The organism is Bacillus sp. FSL K6-1284, from assembly GCF_038002625.1.
GTDB classification, from domain to species: Bacteria; Bacillota; Bacilli; order Bacillales; family Bacillaceae; genus Bacillus; species Bacillus paralicheniformis.
Map to the genome: position 1 here is coordinate 964,110 of NZ_JBBOCW010000001.1, position 19,225 is coordinate 983,334.

Genomic DNA, 19,225 nt, shown 5'->3' on the forward strand with positions numbered 1-19,225 from the left:
TCTAGTTTTGAGAGAATAATTTCTCGAAAAATGCACTTGCATTTTTTCAAATACATAGTATAATGATCTTTGTCACTAAATTGTCTGGTGATGATGGCGAAGAGGTCACACCCGTTCCCATGCCGAACACGGAAGTTAAGCTCTTCAGCGCCGATGGTAGTTGGGGGATTCCCCCTGCGAGAGTAGGACATCGCCAGGCAGGCATTATTCCGCAGTAGCTCAGTGGTAGAGCTATCGGCTGTTAACCGATCGGTCGCAGGTTCGAATCCTGCCTGCGGAGCCATTTATTGGAGAGCTGTCCGAGTGGTCGAAGGAGCACGATTGGAAATCGTGTAGGCGGCCAACGCCGTCTCAAGGGTTCGAATCCCTTGCTCTCCGCCACTTTAAATACATCTGGCCCGTTGGTCAAGTGGTTAAGACACCGCCCTTTCACGGCGGTAACACGGGTTCGAATCCCGTACGGGTCACCATTCTTTTTTGGACAGCACGCTAAAAAGCATCAGGTTTACACCGAAGCTTTTTAAAGGAAGGCATGCTAAGATCGCAACGTCCTGTTGCAACGCATGCACTTGTACGTCCTGTACTTCGGAGGATTAGCTCAGCTGGGAGAGCATCTGCCTTACAAGCAGAGGGTCGGCGGTTCGATCCCGTCATCCTCCACCATTTCTATGAAAATCATATTATCGCGGGGTGGAGCAGTTCGGTAGCTCGTCGGGCTCATAACCCGAAGGTCGCAGGTTCAAATCCTGCCCCCGCAACCAAATTAAATTCATTGCCAAAATGGTCCGGTAGTTCAGTTGGTTAGAATGCCTGCCTGTCACGCAGGAGGTCGCGGGTTCGAGTCCCGTCCGGACCGCCATTTAAATAAAGGCTCGGTAGCTCAGTTGGTAGAGCAACGGACTGAAAATCCGTGTGTCGGCGGTTCGATTCCGTCCCGAGCCACCATTTGCCGGTCTAGCTCAATTGGTAGAGCAACTGACTTGTAATCAGTAGGTTGGGGGTTCAAGTCCTCTGGCCGGCACTGTTTTGGAGGGGTAGCGAAGTGGCTAAACGCGGCGGACTGTAAATCCGCTCCCTCAGGGTTCGGCGGTTCGAATCCGTCCCCCTCCACCATGTTTTTAGGGGCATAGTTTAACGGTAGAACAGAGGTCTCCAAAACCTCCAGTGTGGGTTCGATTCCTACTGCCCCTGCCAATTTTAATTCACAATTTATGGCGGTTGTGGCGAAGTGGTTAACGCACCAGATTGTGGCTCTGGCACTCGTGGGTTCGATTCCCATCAATCGCCCTTCATATTGGGCTATAGCCAAGCGGTAAGGCAACGGACTTTGACTCCGTCATGCGCTGGTTCGAATCCAGCTAGCCCAGTTTTCATCTTTCTTTATCATCCTGCATATGATAAGATGAATATTAGTTAAAATGCGGAAGTAGTTCAGTGGTAGAACACCACCTTGCCAAGGTGGGGGTCGCGGGTTCGAATCCCGTCTTCCGCTCCAATTCTTAAAATGATGGCGGCATAGCCAAGTGGTAAGGCAGAGGTCTGCAAAACCTTTATCCCCGGTTCGAATCCGGGTGTCGCCTTATTTGCCTCGTGCCGGGGTGGTGGAATTGGCAGACACACAGGACTTAAAATCCTGCGGTAGGTGACTACCGTGCCGGTTCAAGTCCGGCCCTCGGCACCATTGATCACACACATGCCGGTGTGGCGGAATTGGCAGACGCGCACGACTCAAAATCGTGTTCCTTCGGGAGTGTCGGTTCGACCCCGACCACCGGTATCCTTAGCTCTTTTTAAGAGCCGATAAGATTTTTCGAAACGCTCATAAATGTTGATATATCAACGTTTATGAGCGTTTTGTATTTTATAAGAACTGGATAGAAAACGGTACGTTTTGAAACTTTTTTGCACAAATTTTGCACAAGCACCTCCTCAATTTCCTATGCAATTTCAGCTTCCTCAATAGCCATTTCCTCAAAAATGTTTACAGTCTCATTTTCATCTCTTTCCCGAAGCTCGTTAATTAAGTGAGCATATGTGCTTGAGGTGGTTTCTATGTCAGCGTGTCCTAACCTTGCACTTACATAATAAATTGACACCTTTCTACAAAGCAGCACGCTTGCATGGGGATGCCTTAATCCGTGGATGTTGTCTGGTGCTTTTTTTGAATAAATGGTGAAAATCTGTCATTGTACGCTTGCTAATTTTTATTATTCGGTGCGGAGTGACACTCACTACTCCATACAATCAAGGCGCATCTGGATAACATGATAACCATTGACGAGCTGCCGAGAAGTATGAACTACATCCGGAATACGTAAGATCAATCGTTGAACGAACAGGCTGTCGATTAAGAGAAATGTCGTATATGCTCCGAAACAGTCTTTACTACTACCTTTACTCGAAATTGCTGGGTTGTTCTTCGCCATCGTGATCCTGCCGCAGCTGATCGGGGGGATCCGGAGAAAGAATGAACTATCTTTAATATGCTTGAATGACCATTACGAGCAAATACACTAGAAAGTTCGATTAAGGAGTAGGTGTCTGTGATCGAATACAGTTGTTGTGAGTGTGATTACCCTATAAATAAAAAGGTCAATGGTTCTTTTACTTTATAATTGGTTAATCATTAACTACCTAATTAAGTGAATCCTTTTAATTATTCTTTTCGTAAGAATGAACAGAGGTGATATACATTTTGATTGATGTTGAAAATGAACTATTCATGCTTTATAAGGAAGTGAGTAGGGTTAAGAAATTTAAATACTTTTTTATTGATTCACCTTTTTTAGAAGAAGAGAAAGCACGAGAAAAGAACAGGGTTTATGTGGTGCTAATATTTAAATTAGTATTTTGTTTAATTGCAGTAATATTGTGTGGTTTTTTATTATATCATTATCTTCATGGGGAAATATTCAAAATTGGAATCGTAGTTGCTTCCTTCTTTTCTTTAATTATTGCTCTAACAAGTATAAGTAAGGCCTTAACTAAGTTTGCAAAGTTATCTGGCTATAGTGAAGTCTATCTTTTAAGAAGAGCAATTATTTATGATGCTTTTAAAAAACATTTAGAAACTCGTAGATTCACTGTAAACCAAATAGAAAAGTATCTTTTACCCTATTTGAAATCAAATAATGAAGATAGACAAGCTGGTTCTATAACGACTTTTTTAAAGATTATCGTTCCCACTATTTTTGTTTCAGTGATTACCAGTTGTTTTACACTTATCATTAATAGTGCTGTTGAAGAGACAAACTTAAAACAAGAAGATTTTAATCAAGCCATGTATTTATGGCTTGCATTAGGTTTGAGTACAATAGCATTGGGAGCTATGGTTTATACAACAATACATTTATTTCAGAACAAATCAAGTTATAATAAAAATTACAAATTGATGGAAACACTTTTTTATAATTATCTGCTAGAAAAGGGTAAACGATCTATAAATAAACCAAAAAGAAAGTCTTAATATTCAAGTCCAAGGCGGAAAGCCTGCGGACACTGAACTTACAGCTTTTACGCTGTTTGTTTGGTGTCCGTTTTTTATTTGTACCGGCTGCGGTCTAGCGAAAGGAGCAGTAGACATGAGACCCACCAAAAGAAAACGCCCTGAAAAAGTGCAGGAGCGCTGTGAGCGTTTTTGGCGAGAGATTATGGGGCAAAACAAGCAGATTCTTAAAAGAGGCAAAGGTGGCGCTTATAAGCGTAAATAAAAGGGAGGAATCAATCAATGTTATTTCAATTACCCGAAATCGATAGAGAAGCAACAAAAAAGAAGGTTGAAGCCATACTTGATAATTACAGGGTGGTTCTTCTGCAAGTGCCAGATGATCTGCTGCCAAAGGTCACGGCAGGATTTAACCTCGTCCCGCCGTCAAATACAAACGCGTTTCATTCATCTACCGAAGATACGGCCATTAAAAGGACCGAAATGGAAGAGAAACGAAATGCCTTTCTCGCAAAAGTACAAAAGGCCGTAAATCGTTTGCCTGTCAATGAACGGCAAATCATCATCATGCGATATATGTCCCAAGATAACCGTTTTGATTATGAGGTTTACAACGAAATTGGGTTAAGCCCGCGCACATACTTCAGAATTAAGTCGCGCGCTTTTTACAACCTGGCTTTTGCATTGAAAGAAGAAGTGTATGTGAAGGGAAGTGCTTCATAATGAATTTTGTGCAGCCTATCCGGGATATGGACCAGATTTATTATATAAAGAAATTCCTGAGAGAACGGAGTGAAAGAAACTATCTGCTTTTCGTTACCGGCATAAACTCAGGCTTGCGTATATCCGATTTACTTCGTTTAAGAGTCCGCGACGCCAAACGAATGTACATCGATTTACGCGAGAAGAAAACCGGTAAGCAGAAACGAATCAAAATAAATAAGGCCCTAAAAAAGGCCCTGGCTGATTACATTAAAGAAAAGGATGACCAGGAATTTTTGTTTAAGAGCCGAGAAGGGCTTAACAAACCAATCAGCAGAAGCACGGCATACAACATATTGAAAGAGGCGGCGGAATACGTCGGGCTTGATGGTATCGGTACCCACACCATGAGGAAAACGTTTGGTTACTGGCACTATAAAAAATTCAAGGACGTTGCTCTGCTGCAAGAGATATTCAACCATTCCAGCCCGGACGTCACGCTTCGATATATCGGGATTACTCAAGACACAATGGACCAGACAATGGACTCATTCAGCTTGTAAGCTCATCTGTCTTCAAAACGGATGAGTTTTTTTCTGCCTATTTTAACGAACTAACCATAATGAGAAAGTGTCCAACTCATTTTGACAAAATGGCTTGAAAATATGCAGGGCAAAGGGTTCAGCGTTTTTGTGAATTGGACACAATATAAGATATGGTTAATTCGTGGATAATGTGGATAAGTGAAACGGACTTTTGAGTTATAATAAGTCTGAATAGGAGTGATGCAGGTGGAACTTGAGATATTTTCAGCAGTTGCGACAATAATTTCTGCCATAGCAACTGTAGTTGCTGCCATAGCAACGGCAAGGGCTGCAATGGCGTCCCGTGCAGCTGTAGATGAAGCAAAAAAAAGCAACGAAATTTCAATAAAAGAAATAAATAAAAGGGAGAGACCAGTCTTAGATTTACCAACAAAACATATTAGTGCAAAGCTTGAATCTAATTTTTTTTCACAATGGGAAGATGGGGATCCTAATCATAAAATAATCGACGCTTCTGATTTCTATCTGGATTTGTATAATATATCGGATACTACTGCGCGTGATGTTGTAATGACTTTTGATGCAAATCACACTAATGAGGAGCTTAAAAAGCTCTTTGGTAGCGAGGAATGGTATTTCAAAGAGGGGCATAACGTACGGTATCTAAATTCAGGGGATAGTTCAGAATTGGAATTTTGGGATGAAGACAATAACAAAGTCATCAAATTAACTATTGATAATATATCGGAAACTTTAGGGAGTATTTATCCTATTAAATACAACTCTGAATCTACGCATGTACATTTACCCTTATACTTTACATATCTAATAAGCTTTATTTCTAACGATGTAAAAATAAATAAAAACGAGAAAAAAATCAGTTTATTATTAACATTGAGTTATAGTAATCCTTCTAATACTAAGCGGTATATCCAAAAAATACGTTTAAAACCTAGAATTATACAGTCAGTAACTGATTCCGAAGTTTCTTTTACTGGGCGTTTAGTAAGTGAAGAGGTTTCTAAAGAGGAATTAAGAATGGCAGAATAATGGCACAATGCTGGCACTTTGTTTTGTTTTAAAACTGTTAATATGGTATTAGGTCAAAATTAAAAAAGGCGCTTTCCCAATAGTGAAGGCGTTTTTTATTTGGGTAGCTACAGACCGCGGAGGGCGTCCGGGTGGACACGGATAGCCGGATGAAAGCAAGTGTTTTTAGGGGAACAACTTTATGTTTTTATGTTCTCTTTAAACCGGGTCAGATAACAAGCAATCATGCTTTCTCACCTTTAAAAACTTTTCTTCGCTAAATTTCATTTGTCGGTATTTGTCGTATAAAATAATAACAAAGTCCCTTCACGTTACGATATAATAAATGAAAAGGGAGGAAGAATATGATGAACAAAAAAAATGTGACTATGTTTTTTAAGGGATAATGCTGTAATTTATGAATTTTAATCAAAAAACCATAAAAACATTGAATTCACAAGAAAACAGTTCTTCCCTTGTTTTAAACAATTATATTAAGGTGTTTCAAATTATAAACGATTTGCATATTAAACATAACTCTTTATGGTTAAGTGAAATTGAGAATTTGGGTTTTAACCATCTAAATTTAAAAAGGTTACAGGTGGAAACGGTTTGTTCTATAGAGGATGGAATTTTAGACGACTTCTATCTTTATATAACTCATTACAAAAATTCCCTTACTAAATTGTATAAGGACCTTTTTTTAATGATTAAACGTGAATGTTTTCCCAATGTACATGGAAGAATAAAAAATGATGAATCAATACTACTGAAACTCCATAAAAAAAGAACGGAACAAAACGGGAAATTTTCTATAAATAAGGTATTAAATGATCTTTTAGGGTTTAGAATAATTGAAGAGGATTTTTCCTTAGATGAAAATTTACCAGATATTAAAAAATTTTTAGAGCAAAAAAAAACTTCTGGAGAGTGGAGAGTTATTCATAAACAGAGGGAAAACGGAGATTATAAAGGATACCATGTATATTTTATGGGACAGAATACAAGCTGTTTTCCGCTTGAACTTCAAATCTGGCATAAAAGAAATGAGAGACGAAATTTAAATTCACATGAGCTATACAAAAAAGAATACACTTTATGGCCAGAGGTTTATAATGAATGATGAAGAGAGGAAGTGATTTTAATGTTTGAACATTTCATCATTCTTTTCAGTGATTACAGAGAAGGAAGAAGAATAGGCTTTCATAAAAGTAGTCCGGACTCATCTGAAATATTTGAGTTTATGGACATTCTAGATGATTTGAAAAGAGAATTCGGTAATTTATCATTTGGTGTTCATACTGTACAGACGATGGATGCTTCCTGGGAATCGGTTGTCGAATATGACAAATTCTTTTCAGATGTTCTTGAAGTTAAAAGCTTAGATCTATTCAAAAAATATATTAGGGAAGACAACAAAATAACTGCATTGGATGTTGCTAATCTTTTTATTTCAAAGAAAGCATGTACACACCTTAAATTGCAGAAGTTGATTTATTTTTTCTACTGTAAATTTGTAAAGAAATATGGAAGTAGACCATTTGATGAACAGTTTATTGCCTGGCAATATGGACCGGTTGTAAGGGAAGTATATGATAAGTATAAGGAATACGGAAGACAGGAAATTACGCTGAATAAAGAAGATGACTCTGAAGATATTCTAAAAGGTGATCCATTTAAAATGTCTGTGCATTCTAAATTTAAAAAAACAGACTTTCACAAAAAAATTGAAGATGTAGTTACTGAAACCCTTGAAGAATTTGGTCATTTATATGCTTCTCAGTTGGTTGATATTACACATGTAAAAAATGGACCATGGGACAAAGTGTACAATGGAATAGGTGCAGGTCAAATAATTCCGGAAGATCTAATTTATTCCGATGTTTTAAGATAACCCCCTTTTTGAAGGGGGTTTTTGTCTTACGGTTCAATATATGAATGATGCTTTTCTTCGACAAATTTTGCAAGGGGGGTTCCATTTAAAATTCTGTTATCCGATAATTGGATAGGGGGTGAATTTATGGACATAGTTATAACAATGAGCAATAAAGATTATTTTACATTAATAGATTACAAAGATATGCAAGCAGTGGAAGAGTTCGTAGATTATTTGCATTATGAATTAGATGGTAAACAAGTTTTGAAAAATCAATTGATTCAATTTAACGAATCAGTTCTCTTTAATCCATCACAAATTACATCTATTGAGATCAAAAAATAAAAAACATAAAAAAAGAGCCATTAAACGATATGGCTCTTTTTTTATGTTCTCCGGGTTCAGTGAATCTCAGAATAAACGATCGGCGGCCAATGAGGGCCTCTGAGTGTGGGCCCGGTTTAGAAAGAATATATCCAAGCGCTTTCCCAAACGGGAGGGTGTTTTTAATTTTAGGGAGATGATCTGGATGGAATCGAAATGCGAGCATTGCGGCGAGGTTCATGGGGTTTTATTGCGGGAGGAGAAAAGGGAGAATGGCGTTGAAATTGGGTATATTCAATGCCCCGCCTGCCAGCGCAGGGCTGTGTTTTCTGTGACTACCCCACAAATTAGAGTCCTCCAAAAGCGTATTAGAGGTGTAAAGAACCAATATGTGAAAACAAAGAGGCTAAAGAAAGCCGAGCGCCTTTTGACAGAGTATTTAAATTTAAAGGAGCGTATTGGCCTACTTATGCAGCCTTTAGTCGAGCAAGCAAATGAAGAGCTGAACCAATAAGTGTTTGACACTGAAGGAGGATTACAATGCCACCTAAGCCGTTAAGGGAGTGTAAGGCCTATGGGTGTAAGGCCCTTACCAGGGAGGGCTACTGCCCTGACCATAAGCACGTCCAGCAGGAGGAAACGAAACATTACAACAAACATTCAAGAAACAAAACAATAACAAGTTTTTATAAATCAACTGAATGGAAACGAACAAGAGAACTTGTTTTGCTTTGAGACAATCGTCTTTGTCAGCGATGCTTAAGAGAACACCGTTTCACGCCTGCTGACATGGTTCATCATATTGTGGAGATAAAGCAGGACTGGTCCAAGCGTTTAGACCTTTCAAATCTTGAAAGTCTCTGTAATGCTTGCCATAACAAGGTTCACGGCGACCGAAGCAAGCCGATCGAGTAGGGATACCCCCCTATAAAAATCCTTGGGAAACCACCGTCTCGGGAACGGCGCCCCCTCTTCTGCAAACAAACACCGCTTTTCAAAGTTCCCGAAAACAAAAAGAACCCTCCCGGCAAATTCGCCGAGAGGGCTTGATATGACTGGTTTTGTTGTTGCTTTCATCATAGCATGAGACTGAGAAAAAACAAGCACAAAATTGCAATTTTTTTAAAGAAATGAGGTGAGAAAACATGCCGAGACCTGCAAAATCCGCAGCCCTTCAATTAATACAGGGCAATCCAAATAAAAAGAATACGAAAGAGCTTGCAGCCAGGGCCAAACATGAAAAAAAGTTGAAAATGCGCTCTGAAAATATCAAACCGCCTACCTGGCTGGATAAGGTGGCTAAAAAAGAATTTAAGCGGATTGCTGCTTTATTATCTGAGGTGGAAATTATGACGGAGGCGGATATCAGCATGTTAGCCGCCTATTGTAACGCCTATTCTCAGTACATCTCTATTACCAAAATTATTGAAGAAGACGGCATCATGATTCATACAGAGGGTCAAGGTGAAAACGGGGAGCCGGTCAAGTTGATTGGAGAAGAACATCCCCTCCTGAAACGGCAGAAAAACTTCTATGATCAAATGAAATCGGCTGCTAATGATTTCGGACTCACACCGTCTGCACGTGCCAAGCTCGCGATTACCAAGACCCAAGAAGAACGCGAAAAAACAGCAGCGGAAAAGGAGTTCAATAATGTATGAATACAATTAAACAGTTTATGATTGACTACTCACGCGATGTGGTATCGGGCGAGATTGTTGCGTGTCAAAAACATATTTGGGCTTGTGAGCGATTTTTAAAAGACATCAAAAGGGAAGGGACAAGAGAATTTCCCTACGTATTCGATGACGAGAAGGCTCGGCGTTTTCTCTTCTGGATGACTCAATTTAAACATACCAAGGGGCCGTTACAAGGACAAAATATTGTACCTGAACCAATACAGATTTTTATTTTCGGTAATGTTTACGGATGGGTTCACAAAGATACGGGATTCCGCCGTTTCAGAAAAGTGTATTGGCAGGTTGGTCGCAAAAATGCAAAAACTCAGAGTTTGGCCTGTGTCGCTTCATATGAGGCTATGGCAAGCGGTGAAAACATGTCAGAGGTATACATTGGAGCCACAAAAACTGAGCAGGCTCAAATATGTTGGAAGGAGATAAAAGCCCAGATAGAAGGGTGCGAACTTCTAAACAAACCGGAGCAAAAATACAGGATTGCATACAGTACCATTGAGCACCCAAAAACAAATTCAATTATCAAAGCTTTATCTAAGGATGCCGGTAAAACAGGGGGGGGGATTCAATCCACAGTGTGGTATTATCGATGAATGATTTTGTCGCCTAACTTAGAAATAAGTTAGTAAAAATCAACCAAATACGGTAAAGTCTAAAAACCATATTATTTATTTATTGATACATTAACGATAAAGTGAAGGTATTATAGTAACTGGAGAGATACCTTATGAAATCGGGAATTTATTCAATAACAAATATTCGTAACAGTAAAATTTATATCGGACAATCAGTTAATGCGAAAAGAAGATTAAATGACCATAAATACCTATTAAGAAAAGGTAAACACCACAATACTTATTTGCAACGAGAGTTTAACAAATTTGGAGAAGATAATTTTGTTTTCGCTATTGAAGTTTTCTGTCCAATAGAAGAATTAGACTTACAAGAACGGAAATACATTAATAATAGAGATTCTATGAACCGAAAAAGAGGTTATAATCTTGAGAGTGGTGGAAATGCCAATAAGAAATTTTCCGAAGAATTAAAAGAAACTCGTCGAGGAAAAGGAAATCCTATGTTTGGTAGAAAGCACTCAAAGGATTTCGTTGAGAAAATCACGCTATCTAACAGAGGGGCGAGTGATTTGTTCAGCGAAAAAGACATAGAGAAAATGAAATTATTGTTTTTAGAGGGCAAAAAACAAAGCGAAATAGCAAAGATATTCAGAGTGGAATTATCGACCATAAACAAAATTATTAAAGGTGTTAATTGGTATTGGGTAAGAGAAGATCTTCAAATCATAATTGAACAAAAAATTAAAACTGATAAAGATATAAAAATGAAAACAAAACGCGATGAAAGAAAACGGATTGACAATTACAAAAAATTTATACAACAGAGAAAAGAAAATGTACGAAAAGATTTTTTGGAGGGTTTAACAAAAGACAAGATAATGAAAAAACATAGTATCTCAAAATCGACTTATGTTAGGATGACATCCGACCTTTATAACAAGCGAAAACAAAGGATTAAAGATAAAGTTTTCGAATTGAAAAATAAAGGATTAATGAATAAGGAGATCGCGGAAAAGTTAGGTCTACACAGGACTACTGTTACAGAGTATTTAAAGAATGGTTCATGATAATACCGTGGTAAGCAATAACATCACTCGCCACCGTAACGCATAGGGGCTAAGCGCTAAGAGAGGAAAAACGCCCACGCGAGTGGTTGACACCTTACTATTTTATTAAAGGTGAAAATGTATGCTGACCTTACAGGAAACTGTAAGAAGTAAAGGATAAAAAGCTTTACGATAACAATGTGGAATATCACGCACATAAAACATCCAAAATTTATGAGTCCTTGTCTCCGGGATGGGAGCAAGAAACCAACCTTTGATGATTATTATTACGACTGCCGGCTTTGAATTAAATAATCCCGCCTATCGTGTTGAATATGATTATGTGTCACGCATTTTGGATCCAAATAAGGTAGAAACAAATGAGCAATATTTTGTAATGGTTAATGAATTGGACAAAGGTGATGACATTAAGGATGAGCGGAACTGGATAAAAGCGAATCCTATTGTAGCAGCAAATGCACACGGGCTCGAATATTTGCGTGGCGAGCTCGAAGTTGCTCTTGCGGTTCCTGAAAAAATGCGTAATTTCCTCACTAAAAATATTAATATCTGGGTCAATATGCGCGAAACCGGCTATATGGATATGCAGGCCTGGAAAGATTGCGGGTCTGATCAATTCCCTAATCTAACCGGCCGCGAGTGTTATGAATGTACAAGCTGAAATTTGGTTTGTACATAATACATAGAAGTAAAGAAAGCTAACTAGACAAAGCTTTTTGAATAATAAAAAGCAGGCCATTTCCGGCCTGCTCTTCTTTAACGGTGTCGCTTTTGATAACTCACAGATGTAGGTCCTATCTTCTTTTTACGTTTCTTGTCTTTATAAAACTTCACTGTTCTCTTGTTGTGTATATACTTTCCAGAATAACATTGAGCATCATTTATTGAATAATAGAGATCGGAGATAGCGCCAACAGCAACACTCGCAACGGCTAATGCTCCACTCCAAGGTGCTGGTGTAATGGTAGATAGATATGCTGCAAACGCAGCAACACCGATTCTAGGCACCCAAGTACTACCATAATGAGTCCCTAAACTCTTATATTTACATGGAGCTTTAGCTAATCTAATAGATGAACTATCAATTTTTTCACCTACAAGATCAAAACTAGAAACAAAGTAACTATTACTGAGTTGTTCCGATGCTGACTCAGAAAGAGCATTAAGCTCCTCTTGTTCTTCTTTGGTCAAATCTACTCCATTAATCTCTACTTTATTAGTTTCTTTATTTATCTTTATTTCAGTGACAAGATTTCCTTCCAAATCTCTTACAGTGGAAGTTATAAAATTATTATCCTCAACTTTTTTAAACACCAGATTATTGCTTATCCCATTGACGACTGAACCACTTTGGTTGCCTGACTTTTCAACCGCAAGCACACCCGAAAACGTTGAGAAAATGAAAATAACCGCGACAAATAGGCTTATCGTTTTTTTGATCAAAACAAACTTCCTCCTTTATGTATTTATTTCCATTGATTTTTTATATTACCATGATTTACACTATTTGCATACCTTGGAAATCTGAATATTATAAAAAAGGATGGGCTTCTATGGCAAACTATCTTAAATCTAGAGTTAAGTCTTATCTCTTCATTCTTTTAGGACTTAGTGTTGGAGTTTTAATTTGTGAGATGTCAATGGAAAATCCAGACTACCTCACAGGGGGGATTCTCTTTTTAATAGGTTTTGGATTTGGAGAATATTCAATGATTAGAAGATGGATGAAAGGAAAAAACAAATAAACCAGCGGTCAAGAATGGTCTGGATGATGACAACATTTACGGGCAGAAGACAAAGGTAAAACTTGAATCCTTACTTGAAGTAATAAAAAAGGCCCTCTCGTAAAAAAAGTGGGCCTTTCAAGTCTTTTAAATAGCTTCTTTTATTTGCTCTATTACACTTTTTAACCATTGTATAGGAGTTAATCCGATAGCAGGAAAATAAATTTCGCAGTGCGATTTTATATAGTCTTCTTTCTCTTGATCAGATATGTCACTATTTAAAAACTCTTGACAAAATTGTATTGTGAAAGCCAAGCATTCTTTGCTGGATTCACTAATAAACTCATTCAGTGCTTGTTCTGGGGACCCCATATCCTGATGAAATGTGCCATCCAAAAAATCGCTTAACTCTTCAAAAATATCATAATTATCTTGCATATTGAAACTCCTTTATTTTATGAGTATCAATCCTTTTGTTATGGTTCTGATGGTTTTGCAGGAACTATATGAGCACCGTCTTTTGAATAATGTATTGTTCCCCTAGTAGTTTCAATATATTTACCAGTTTTCATGTCATCCATATGCTTTACCTATTTTTTGGCCGAAGTCAACAACTGCCCATTCTCTCCACAGATATTACGCTAAATTTTTCCCATTCGCGTATTTATTAGCCAAATTATGAAATATCAATTCTGTATCATTTGTTGATAATTCATTGCTACTTTATTCTTAAATGGTTTCTTGTCAATCTGGTCATTAGTTATTATCAAGAAACTCAACTGCTATTCTGTCGACTAATAACTCTACAGGTTTACCTATCAAATATTTATAATCATTAAAGTATCCGTCGTCATCATAGATTTTTATCCCTGCATCAATATAATTTTCATGTAGTATCCCGCGTATATAATATCTATAACTATCTTCAATTCGTGCTAATTCTTTATTTTCTTCATCTAACTCTAGAAGGTCTAACTGATCTAAAACGGTGAAGCTAATAAAAACAGGATATTCTTTCCCTTCTTCAATGACATAGGGACAGATAGTTGAAAATCCAGTAAATTCAAATCCGTTTATTTCAAGAGTAACCTCTTCCTCTATATGTGGGTGTAACTTTTTTAGTTTTGCATTATACATTACTATCAACCGCCTTTTATTTATCGACTGGATTTATTATAGGAACATTCTTATTATTAATGGTTTTCCAAAATTTCTTTCCGCTTTGAGTATGGTAAGTCGTTATTTGTCCGTCGTGATTTGTGCCAACAAATTCAAATTTGGCATCACCTCTTCGGCTGTTTCCCATAAATCTGACATAACCAGTTCTAATTCCATCTTTATATTTATATTCAACCTTAATACCATTTTTTACTACGTCTCTAGCTCCGTTTAAGTATTCATCAGCATTTCTATACAGACCTTGAAATTCATTTCCGTGCTTATTAAAATGACTCACTAATTTCTCTTTGTCTGCAAAGTTATTAGGGAGTTTTCCAACCTTGGCAACCTTCTTTGCCGCCTCTTCACCTTTAAATAACTTGAAGCCGCGCTTTCCGTACTTAAATGCCTTTCCGATAGGGGTGACACTCAATCCGGCCATCAAACGATCACCATTATCTTTAACGATTTCGCCTGTCGCAAGGTCGTATCCAAACGCTGCTCTTACTGCATCATACACACCTGTAAATTCCATCGCCGTATCGAAATATTTAGCAAAGTCGCTTTGTTCCACATTCTCTGGAAGGGTGTAGGCGGGTTCTATCTTGACGATTGTATCACCATCTATGTATGCCCGGTAAAGCGTATCGTTAAATACTCTATAATCTTTTTTCAGTTCATTCAATTCCTCTTGGGTGTACTCTTTCTTGGCAACCTTTTGTGTCGCCAATTTTTTTAATCGATCTGGATCGGCGAGAGTGTTAATGTCCGCATCTTCTTTGTCTCCGACTTTTTTCAGCATGGCACCCATCGCTGTTTCTTGATTTCCACTTAAGGTATCCATCTCATCCGGCTTTAAAATCGTGCCTTTTTGATAACTGGTGATTTCTATTTTGGGGCCGGTATACATCTTTTCGAGCCGCGCGATGTATTTTTGCATCGTCTCAAGATCGTTTTCAGCCGTTTTGAGGGCGTTGGTTTGCTCACGGTCAAACGCATGCAGCTTTTCAAGAGTCGTACTGATTTCCTTTAATGCTTTCTGATTCTGTTCATGAAAACCGCTGTCATTTAAATCCGGTAAATCAACGATATGGCTGACTTTTGCGATCGTCGCGTTGGTCTTGGAAACCAAATGTTTTGTTGTTCGATCAGCCGCATTTAAGCCATTCTCAAGTTCATGTTCGAGAAAGGACTGTGAAATAAATCCGTTATGGTTTGGTTCCAGGGAATTCAACGCGCTTTTCATTTTCTTCAGCGTGGAACTGTATTCCTCTATAAAAGTATCATAGAACTGTAGAAAAGGGGTGTGACATTCCTCGTAAAAGGCGCGGATCGCGTCGCCGCCTTTTCCTTTTAAAGCATCATCAAGTGATGTGATTCCTTCAACGGCCTTTTTGACCTTGGCGAATTCGTCTGATTGTTGTTTTAATTGTTCGAGCGTTTGATCAATTGCATTGTGCAGCGCTTGAACATCCAGCGTCTTCATGGCATTCTCCTCTAATCCTTTTCGTTACAATCAGTATATAGTTTACCACTTTATAGAAAGGACTTGGTGAATATATCCTGTTCAACCATGAAAATGAATCATTGGACTTAGGTCATTACTTCTATTAATTCATTTCGATTACCGTAAACAAGTTTGTTATAGCATTCTTTAGGCTCTGTGACTAAACCAAAAGCCATTTGTTTTAAATCTGTCTTTCGGTATCACGAAAATCTCATTTTTTGGGATGATAGAAGTTTTACAATTATGAATTGTATGTTAATCTTTACATAAAAAGGATGTTAGCTGGAAGGGAATGATGGCAGTTGGAGACTATCCCGTCTTCTGAAGTTGGAATCAAAATAAACCGCTGGTACAACGAAATTCAAAAATTAAACGTAATAGAAGCAGAACAATTAAAGGCGGAAGTTCACTTAGCTATAGAAAGAATGGAAGAAGATCAAGACTTGCTTTCCTATTATCAGCTTATGAATTTTAGACATGAGTTAATGTTGGAATATCTTTTCCCGGCAGAAAAAAAGCTGAGCAAATCGGATTATCTTAGGGAAATTGAGGGACAGGGAAGAAAATTGTCAGGCTTGCTCGAATACTATTTTTCCTTTTTCACCGGAATGTATCATTTTTCACGAGGAAAATACATAAAGGCAATTAAGGGTTATAGAGCAGCGGAAAAAAAGTTGACGAAAGTTTCAGATAAAATAGAAAAAGCAGAATTCTATTATAAGATGGCTGAAGTGTTTTATCATATGAAACAAACTCATATGTCAATGTATTATGTGTCTCTCGCTTATGATATTTATAAATCCTATGATGCATATGTGATTCGAAGAATCAATTGTCTATTCGTTGTTGCTGGGAATTACATTGATTTATCAACGCATGATCAAGCTTTACCGCATCTTTTAAGCGCTAAGGAATCCGCGGAAGACATTCAAAACAAGGCGATCGTTGCAAAGGCTCTTTTAAATGTCGCATATTGTTATAATGCAATGGAGAGACCAACAAAAGCTATTGAATACTTTCATAAGGCGATTGATGTAGCAAAGGAAATAAAGGCAAAGGAACTGACTCAGGCTTATTATGATTTGGCTTTAATTCACTTTCGAAATAACGAAAATATTGAAGGACGAAAATTTTATGAAAAGGCGCTTGAAAGTGCGCGGGTATTTGAAGATGAATTATTCCTGTGTCTGTTGGACGTTTTAGAAGTACTGTATATAAAATCAGCTAATAAGTCAGAGGTACTAGAAACAATGAAACCATTACGGGATAGTCGTGGTTACCCCTATCTTGAGGAACTGGCATTAGAAGCAGCTCTATTCTATACTAGGAATGAGCGGCCAAATGATTCCATATTTTTTTATGATCAGATGGTGCAGGCTCAGAAACAAATCAAAAGGGGCGACTTTCTGTATGAAATCTAAGCTGTTTCTTTCGCTGACCCTTGCATTGGGCTTGTTGGTCGTGTCGGACGCTTCCATTCACACATCTGTTGAACAACAACATGCAGAATTTTCTGTGGCATCTAGGCTCGCAACATAATTGTGTTTGGGCAGGTCATTTGTTGGCCTGCCTTTTTGGTGAAAGAATTATTTTAGTTTGAAAACGAACCTATGCCAAAATCTTGGACGACTTGTATAAAGCAGAACGAGAACGATTGTGTTGATACTCATTTTTCTTCGCCCCTTGTGTTGGAATTTTCATCATATCAATCTTTGAATATGTACGGTCCGCATTATTAGCAATTTAAAATTTTTCGCGCAAATTTTGTACAAAGGCAGACAAAAACCTTGATATATCAATGGTTCTCTGGGTATATTCACCCTGACCACTGATATCGCTGGAAACCGTATTGCCAAACGACGAAAGAGCGTTCCATATAAAAGGAACGCTCTTTTTGTTTATTCCTCATCAAAAAGGAGAGCCGCCAACATAAACGCAATGACCAATTGTTGTCCGCACTCTTCATTCATCGCACCGTGAAATAAGGCACCTTGTCATCAGCAAGGTGCTTTTCTCTATGCAATGATATGTTCCGATCCTCCGATCGCCTTTTTACGTTTTGTTTACAAGTTGATCAAACTTTAGCGACATCTGCCCGCTATATTGAATACACCAGATCTCATCCAGATATAGACAAAGGAACAAAGAAACACGTAAAGGATTAATTTTTTGAGGAGGAATACAGTTGTCAATTCGCATTAAATTGCCTGACGGGTCCGTCAGAGAATTTGAGGAGGAAGCAAGCATTGAAGATGTCGCTGCTTCTATTAGCTGTGGCCTGGAAAATGCGGTTGCAGGTAAATTAAACGGAAAGCTTGTAGATTTATCAACTCCGCTTCAGGACGGTGCGCTCGTTGAAATTGTCACCCGGGACTCGGCTGAAGGTCAGAAGTTCAAGCGTGAAAAAGCGCGGGGGACAGGGCGTATTGTGGCACTTGATGCAGCTCGGGGGCTGGCGGTCATCGGGATGTATTTGCAGCACTTCGCCTTGAACGAAACGAACGGTTCAATCGTTTCCGGGAATACGACGCTTCTATTTGTGCTTTGCGGCGGCATCTCCTATTCGATCATGGCCGGGCGCATGTTGGATCGAGGAATGGAGCCGGCCGCATTTCGGACGCGGATGCTTGCCCGTGCGGTATTTATCGATATTATAGGATACCTTCTCATCATGCTGAATACTCCGTTCGGGGTGATTTTGCCAGCTTATGCGGCACTGTTTGTGCTGGCGTTGGTGCTGATTCGTCGTTCGACACGTGTGTTAGTTACAACAGCAGTTGTTTTGCTTGCAGTGAGCCCGCCGCTGATGATTCTCGGAGGCAGCGTCCTGTCGAAAGCATACTTACTTGGTGATATGGCAGGCGGCCCGATGTCGGCGCTCGCACTTGCACCCGCTTTTGTCGCCGGTATGGCAATCGGGCGCTTCGATTTGACCAGGATGCGGACCGCACTCTCGCTAGTGGGCAGCGGCACAATCATGGTTATCGTCTCTAAAGTTTTGGGCACTTTCGTTCTTCCGGGGCTGAGCCGTTCATTCGAAGAGTGGCTCGTAAGTGTTCAAGGCACCGCCGGCGCTGAGCCGGATCAGTATGCAATCTGGCCGCACAACGTGGCACCGCCGTTGTGGCACAATCTTCTTTCGATCGCTCCGCACAGTGCGTCAACTTTCCAGACGATGCTGGGGCTTGGGGTTGCCTTTCTGGTGCTTGGATTGGTATGTCTCGTGCCGCAGAAAAACTCTGCCGTGTTAAAGCCGTTCGCGGGAGTCGGACGTGTGGCGTTGACGATGTATGCAGCTCAGTTTGTTGTTATATGGACTCTTGAAATCTCGGGGGCCAAGTATGATATCGGGGCCATTCCATTCAGTGATCTGTTCGTCGCGGCCATGGTGACGGTGACAGGGTGGCTGATTGCACGGCTTCCTGCCGGTCCGCTTGAGACAGCGATGCGCCGCTTTGACCGGGCCTTCAGCACCTTGGGACCCGTCACGGGAACGACGACATCCAGGTAGGCGGTCTTTAACATTTTACCAGAAGAAACCGTCTAAGGAGGCAGTTCCTTCAGGCTGTTAGCCTGTCG

At 39.3% G+C, this 19,225-nt stretch carries 19 protein-coding genes, 16 tRNA genes, 1 rRNA gene and 4 pseudogenes; 34 read left to right on the forward strand and 6 right to left on the reverse strand.

Features of this window, described 5'->3' with window-relative positions; translation table 11 throughout:
• Nucleotides 1-83 precede the first annotated feature (83 nt).
• The 17 genes from rrf (at nucleotide 84) to MHB72_RS04820 (ending at nucleotide 1,777) form a co-directional block, all read left to right on the forward strand.
• A 5S ribosomal RNA gene (gene rrf, locus MHB72_RS04740) occupies nucleotides 84-199 on the forward strand.
• 9 nt (nucleotides 200-208) lie between these two features.
• Nucleotides 209-283: transfer RNA gene (locus MHB72_RS04745), tRNA-Asn, on the forward strand.
• A 6-nt stretch (nucleotides 284-289) separates the two neighbouring features.
• Nucleotides 290-381: transfer RNA gene (locus tag MHB72_RS04750), tRNA-Ser, on the forward strand.
• A 14-nt stretch (nucleotides 382-395) separates the two neighbouring features.
• A tRNA-Glu gene (locus tag MHB72_RS04755) sits at nucleotides 396-470 on the forward strand.
• A gap of 117 nt (nucleotides 471-587) precedes the next feature.
• Nucleotides 588-663: transfer RNA gene (locus MHB72_RS04760), tRNA-Val, on the forward strand.
• 21 nt (nucleotides 664-684) lie between these two features.
• Nucleotides 685-761 (forward strand) — tRNA-Met (locus MHB72_RS04765).
• A gap of 21 nt (nucleotides 762-782) precedes the next feature.
• A tRNA-Asp gene (locus MHB72_RS04770) sits at nucleotides 783-859 on the forward strand.
• Between the two features lie 10 nt (nucleotides 860-869).
• Nucleotides 870-945: transfer RNA gene (locus tag MHB72_RS04775), tRNA-Phe, on the forward strand.
• Between the two features lie 3 nt (nucleotides 946-948).
• Nucleotides 949-1,021, forward strand: a tRNA-Thr gene (locus MHB72_RS04780).
• Nucleotides 1,022-1,028: 7 nt separating this feature from the next.
• Nucleotides 1,029-1,113: transfer RNA gene (locus MHB72_RS04785), tRNA-Tyr, on the forward strand.
• A 7-nt stretch (nucleotides 1,114-1,120) separates the two neighbouring features.
• Nucleotides 1,121-1,194, forward strand: a tRNA-Trp gene (locus MHB72_RS04790).
• Nucleotides 1,195-1,214: 20 nt separating this feature from the next.
• Nucleotides 1,215-1,287, forward strand: a tRNA-His gene (locus MHB72_RS04795).
• An 8-nt stretch (nucleotides 1,288-1,295) separates the two neighbouring features.
• A tRNA-Gln gene (locus MHB72_RS04800) sits at nucleotides 1,296-1,367 on the forward strand.
• Between the two features lie 53 nt (nucleotides 1,368-1,420).
• Nucleotides 1,421-1,495, forward strand: a tRNA-Gly gene (locus MHB72_RS04805).
• 14 nt (nucleotides 1,496-1,509) lie between these two features.
• A tRNA-Cys gene (locus MHB72_RS04810) sits at nucleotides 1,510-1,580 on the forward strand.
• A gap of 12 nt (nucleotides 1,581-1,592) precedes the next feature.
• Nucleotides 1,593-1,681: transfer RNA gene (locus tag MHB72_RS04815), tRNA-Leu, on the forward strand.
• 14 nt (nucleotides 1,682-1,695) lie between these two features.
• Nucleotides 1,696-1,777, forward strand: a tRNA-Leu gene (locus MHB72_RS04820).
• A 160-nt stretch (nucleotides 1,778-1,937) separates the two neighbouring features.
• Here the strand turns inward: MHB72_RS04820 and MHB72_RS04825 are convergent.
• On the reverse strand, nucleotides 1,938-2,114 hold the full coding sequence (locus MHB72_RS04825; RefSeq protein WP_340901762.1) for a hypothetical protein: 177 nt from the start codon (nucleotides 2,112-2,114) through the stop codon (nucleotides 1,938-1,940).
• Nucleotides 2,115-2,695: 581 nt separating this feature from the next.
• On the opposite strand from MHB72_RS04825, the gene MHB72_RS04830 reads away from it, so the two are divergent.
• The 14 genes and pseudogenes from MHB72_RS04830 to MHB72_RS04895 all read left to right on the forward strand — a co-directional run.
• Nucleotides 2,696-3,466: a hypothetical protein gene (locus MHB72_RS04830; RefSeq protein WP_144498083.1), complete on the forward strand. Its 771-nt coding sequence runs from the start codon at nucleotides 2,696-2,698 to the stop codon at nucleotides 3,464-3,466.
• 115 nt (nucleotides 3,467-3,581) lie between these two features.
• Entirely contained in the window at nucleotides 3,582-3,710 is a 129-nt protein-coding gene (locus tag MHB72_RS04835) for a hypothetical protein (RefSeq protein WP_254122197.1), read from the forward strand.
• 17 nt (nucleotides 3,711-3,727) lie between these two features.
• Nucleotides 3,728-4,168 (forward strand): ArpU family phage packaging/lysis transcriptional regulator, encoded by a 441-nt coding sequence (locus MHB72_RS04840; RefSeq protein WP_216920857.1) that lies wholly within the window; start codon nucleotides 3,728-3,730, stop codon nucleotides 4,166-4,168.
• Nucleotides 4,168-4,710: a site-specific integrase gene (locus MHB72_RS04845; protein ID WP_216920859.1), complete on the forward strand. Its 543-nt coding sequence runs from the start codon at nucleotides 4,168-4,170 to the stop codon at nucleotides 4,708-4,710. Before MHB72_RS04840 ends, MHB72_RS04845 begins: the two co-directional genes overlap by 1 nt.
• 228 nt (nucleotides 4,711-4,938) lie before the next feature.
• Nucleotides 4,939-5,742 (forward strand): hypothetical protein, encoded by an 804-nt coding sequence (locus tag MHB72_RS04850; protein ID WP_216920860.1) that lies wholly within the window; start codon nucleotides 4,939-4,941, stop codon nucleotides 5,740-5,742.
• 397 nt (nucleotides 5,743-6,139) lie between these two features.
• Nucleotides 6,140-6,844 carry a hypothetical protein gene (locus tag MHB72_RS04855; RefSeq protein ID WP_216920862.1) on the forward strand — a complete coding sequence of 235 codons (705 nt, stop codon included), beginning with the start codon at nucleotides 6,140-6,142 and terminating at the stop codon, nucleotides 6,842-6,844.
• A gap of 21 nt (nucleotides 6,845-6,865) precedes the next feature.
• Nucleotides 6,866-7,615 carry a Panacea domain-containing protein gene (locus MHB72_RS04860; protein ID WP_216920864.1) on the forward strand — a complete coding sequence of 250 codons (750 nt, stop codon included), beginning with the start codon at nucleotides 6,866-6,868 and terminating at the stop codon, nucleotides 7,613-7,615.
• A gap of 126 nt (nucleotides 7,616-7,741) precedes the next feature.
• Nucleotides 7,742-7,942, forward strand: a complete 201-nt coding sequence (locus MHB72_RS04865) for a hypothetical protein (RefSeq protein ID WP_216920866.1) — start codon at nucleotides 7,742-7,744, stop codon at nucleotides 7,940-7,942.
• A gap of 184 nt (nucleotides 7,943-8,126) precedes the next feature.
• The gene (locus MHB72_RS04870; protein WP_216920868.1) at nucleotides 8,127-8,435 is read left to right on the forward strand and encodes a hypothetical protein; all 309 of its coding nucleotides are present in this window, start codon (nucleotides 8,127-8,129) and stop codon (nucleotides 8,433-8,435) included.
• A gap of 26 nt (nucleotides 8,436-8,461) precedes the next feature.
• Nucleotides 8,462-8,836: pseudogene (locus tag MHB72_RS04875) on the forward strand (HNH endonuclease).
• A gap of 230 nt (nucleotides 8,837-9,066) precedes the next feature.
• Nucleotides 9,067-9,582 carry a phage terminase small subunit P27 family gene (locus tag MHB72_RS04880; RefSeq protein ID WP_043054220.1) on the forward strand — a complete coding sequence of 172 codons (516 nt, stop codon included), beginning with the start codon at nucleotides 9,067-9,069 and terminating at the stop codon, nucleotides 9,580-9,582.
• Nucleotides 9,579-10,209, forward strand: a pseudogene (locus MHB72_RS04885) (terminase large subunit domain-containing protein); the annotation flags it as partial. The gene MHB72_RS04880 and the pseudogene MHB72_RS04885, both read left to right, overlap by 4 nt.
• 133 nt (nucleotides 10,210-10,342) lie before the next feature.
• A complete protein-coding gene (locus tag MHB72_RS04890) occupies nucleotides 10,343-11,257 on the forward strand; it encodes a GIY-YIG nuclease family protein (protein WP_103749096.1) in 915 nt (304 codons plus the stop codon).
• 182 nt (nucleotides 11,258-11,439) lie between these two features.
• Nucleotides 11,440-11,900 (forward strand): annotated as a pseudogene (locus MHB72_RS04895) (terminase TerL endonuclease subunit); the annotation flags it as partial.
• Nucleotides 11,901-12,013: 113 nt separating this feature from the next.
• On the opposite strand, the gene MHB72_RS04900 reads toward MHB72_RS04895, so the two are convergent.
• A complete protein-coding gene (locus tag MHB72_RS04900) occupies nucleotides 12,014-12,700 on the reverse strand; it encodes a hypothetical protein (protein WP_103749095.1) in 687 nt (228 codons plus the stop codon).
• Between the two features lie 110 nt (nucleotides 12,701-12,810).
• On the opposite strand from MHB72_RS04900, the gene MHB72_RS04905 reads away from it, so the two are divergent.
• On the forward strand, nucleotides 12,811-13,002 hold the full coding sequence (locus MHB72_RS04905) for a hypothetical protein (protein WP_103749094.1): 192 nt from the start codon (nucleotides 12,811-12,813) through the stop codon (nucleotides 13,000-13,002).
• Between the two features lie 126 nt (nucleotides 13,003-13,128).
• Here the strand turns inward: MHB72_RS04905 and MHB72_RS04910 are convergent, their stop codons facing one another.
• The 4 genes and pseudogenes from MHB72_RS04910 to MHB72_RS04925 form a co-directional block, all read right to left on the reverse strand.
• The gene (locus MHB72_RS04910; RefSeq protein ID WP_216920870.1) at nucleotides 13,129-13,419 is read right to left on the reverse strand and encodes a contact-dependent growth inhibition system immunity protein; all 291 of its coding nucleotides are present in this window, start codon (nucleotides 13,417-13,419) and stop codon (nucleotides 13,129-13,131) included.
• Between the two features lie 38 nt (nucleotides 13,420-13,457).
• A pseudogene (locus MHB72_RS04915) lies at nucleotides 13,458-13,593 on the reverse strand (polymorphic toxin type 50 domain-containing protein); the annotation flags it as partial.
• Between the two features lie 144 nt (nucleotides 13,594-13,737).
• Entirely contained in the window at nucleotides 13,738-14,118 is a 381-nt protein-coding gene (locus tag MHB72_RS04920; protein WP_103749092.1) for a hypothetical protein, read from the reverse strand.
• A gap of 16 nt (nucleotides 14,119-14,134) precedes the next feature.
• Nucleotides 14,135-15,625, reverse strand: coding sequence for a T7SS effector LXG polymorphic toxin (locus MHB72_RS04925; RefSeq protein ID WP_254122199.1), 1,491 nt, complete (start codon nucleotides 15,623-15,625; stop codon nucleotides 14,135-14,137).
• A gap of 323 nt (nucleotides 15,626-15,948) precedes the next feature.
• Here MHB72_RS04925 and MHB72_RS04930 point away from each other — a divergent pair, with 323 nt between their 5' ends.
• The gene (locus MHB72_RS04930; RefSeq protein WP_023856456.1) at nucleotides 15,949-17,067 is read left to right on the forward strand and encodes a Rap family tetratricopeptide repeat protein; all 1,119 of its coding nucleotides are present in this window, start codon (nucleotides 15,949-15,951) and stop codon (nucleotides 17,065-17,067) included.
• Nucleotides 17,068-17,831: 764 nt separating this feature from the next.
• Nucleotides 17,832-19,157: a TGS domain-containing protein gene (locus MHB72_RS04935; RefSeq protein ID WP_216920872.1), complete on the forward strand. Its 1,326-nt coding sequence runs from the start codon at nucleotides 17,832-17,834 to the stop codon at nucleotides 19,155-19,157.
• Nucleotides 19,158-19,225 lie beyond the last annotated feature (68 nt).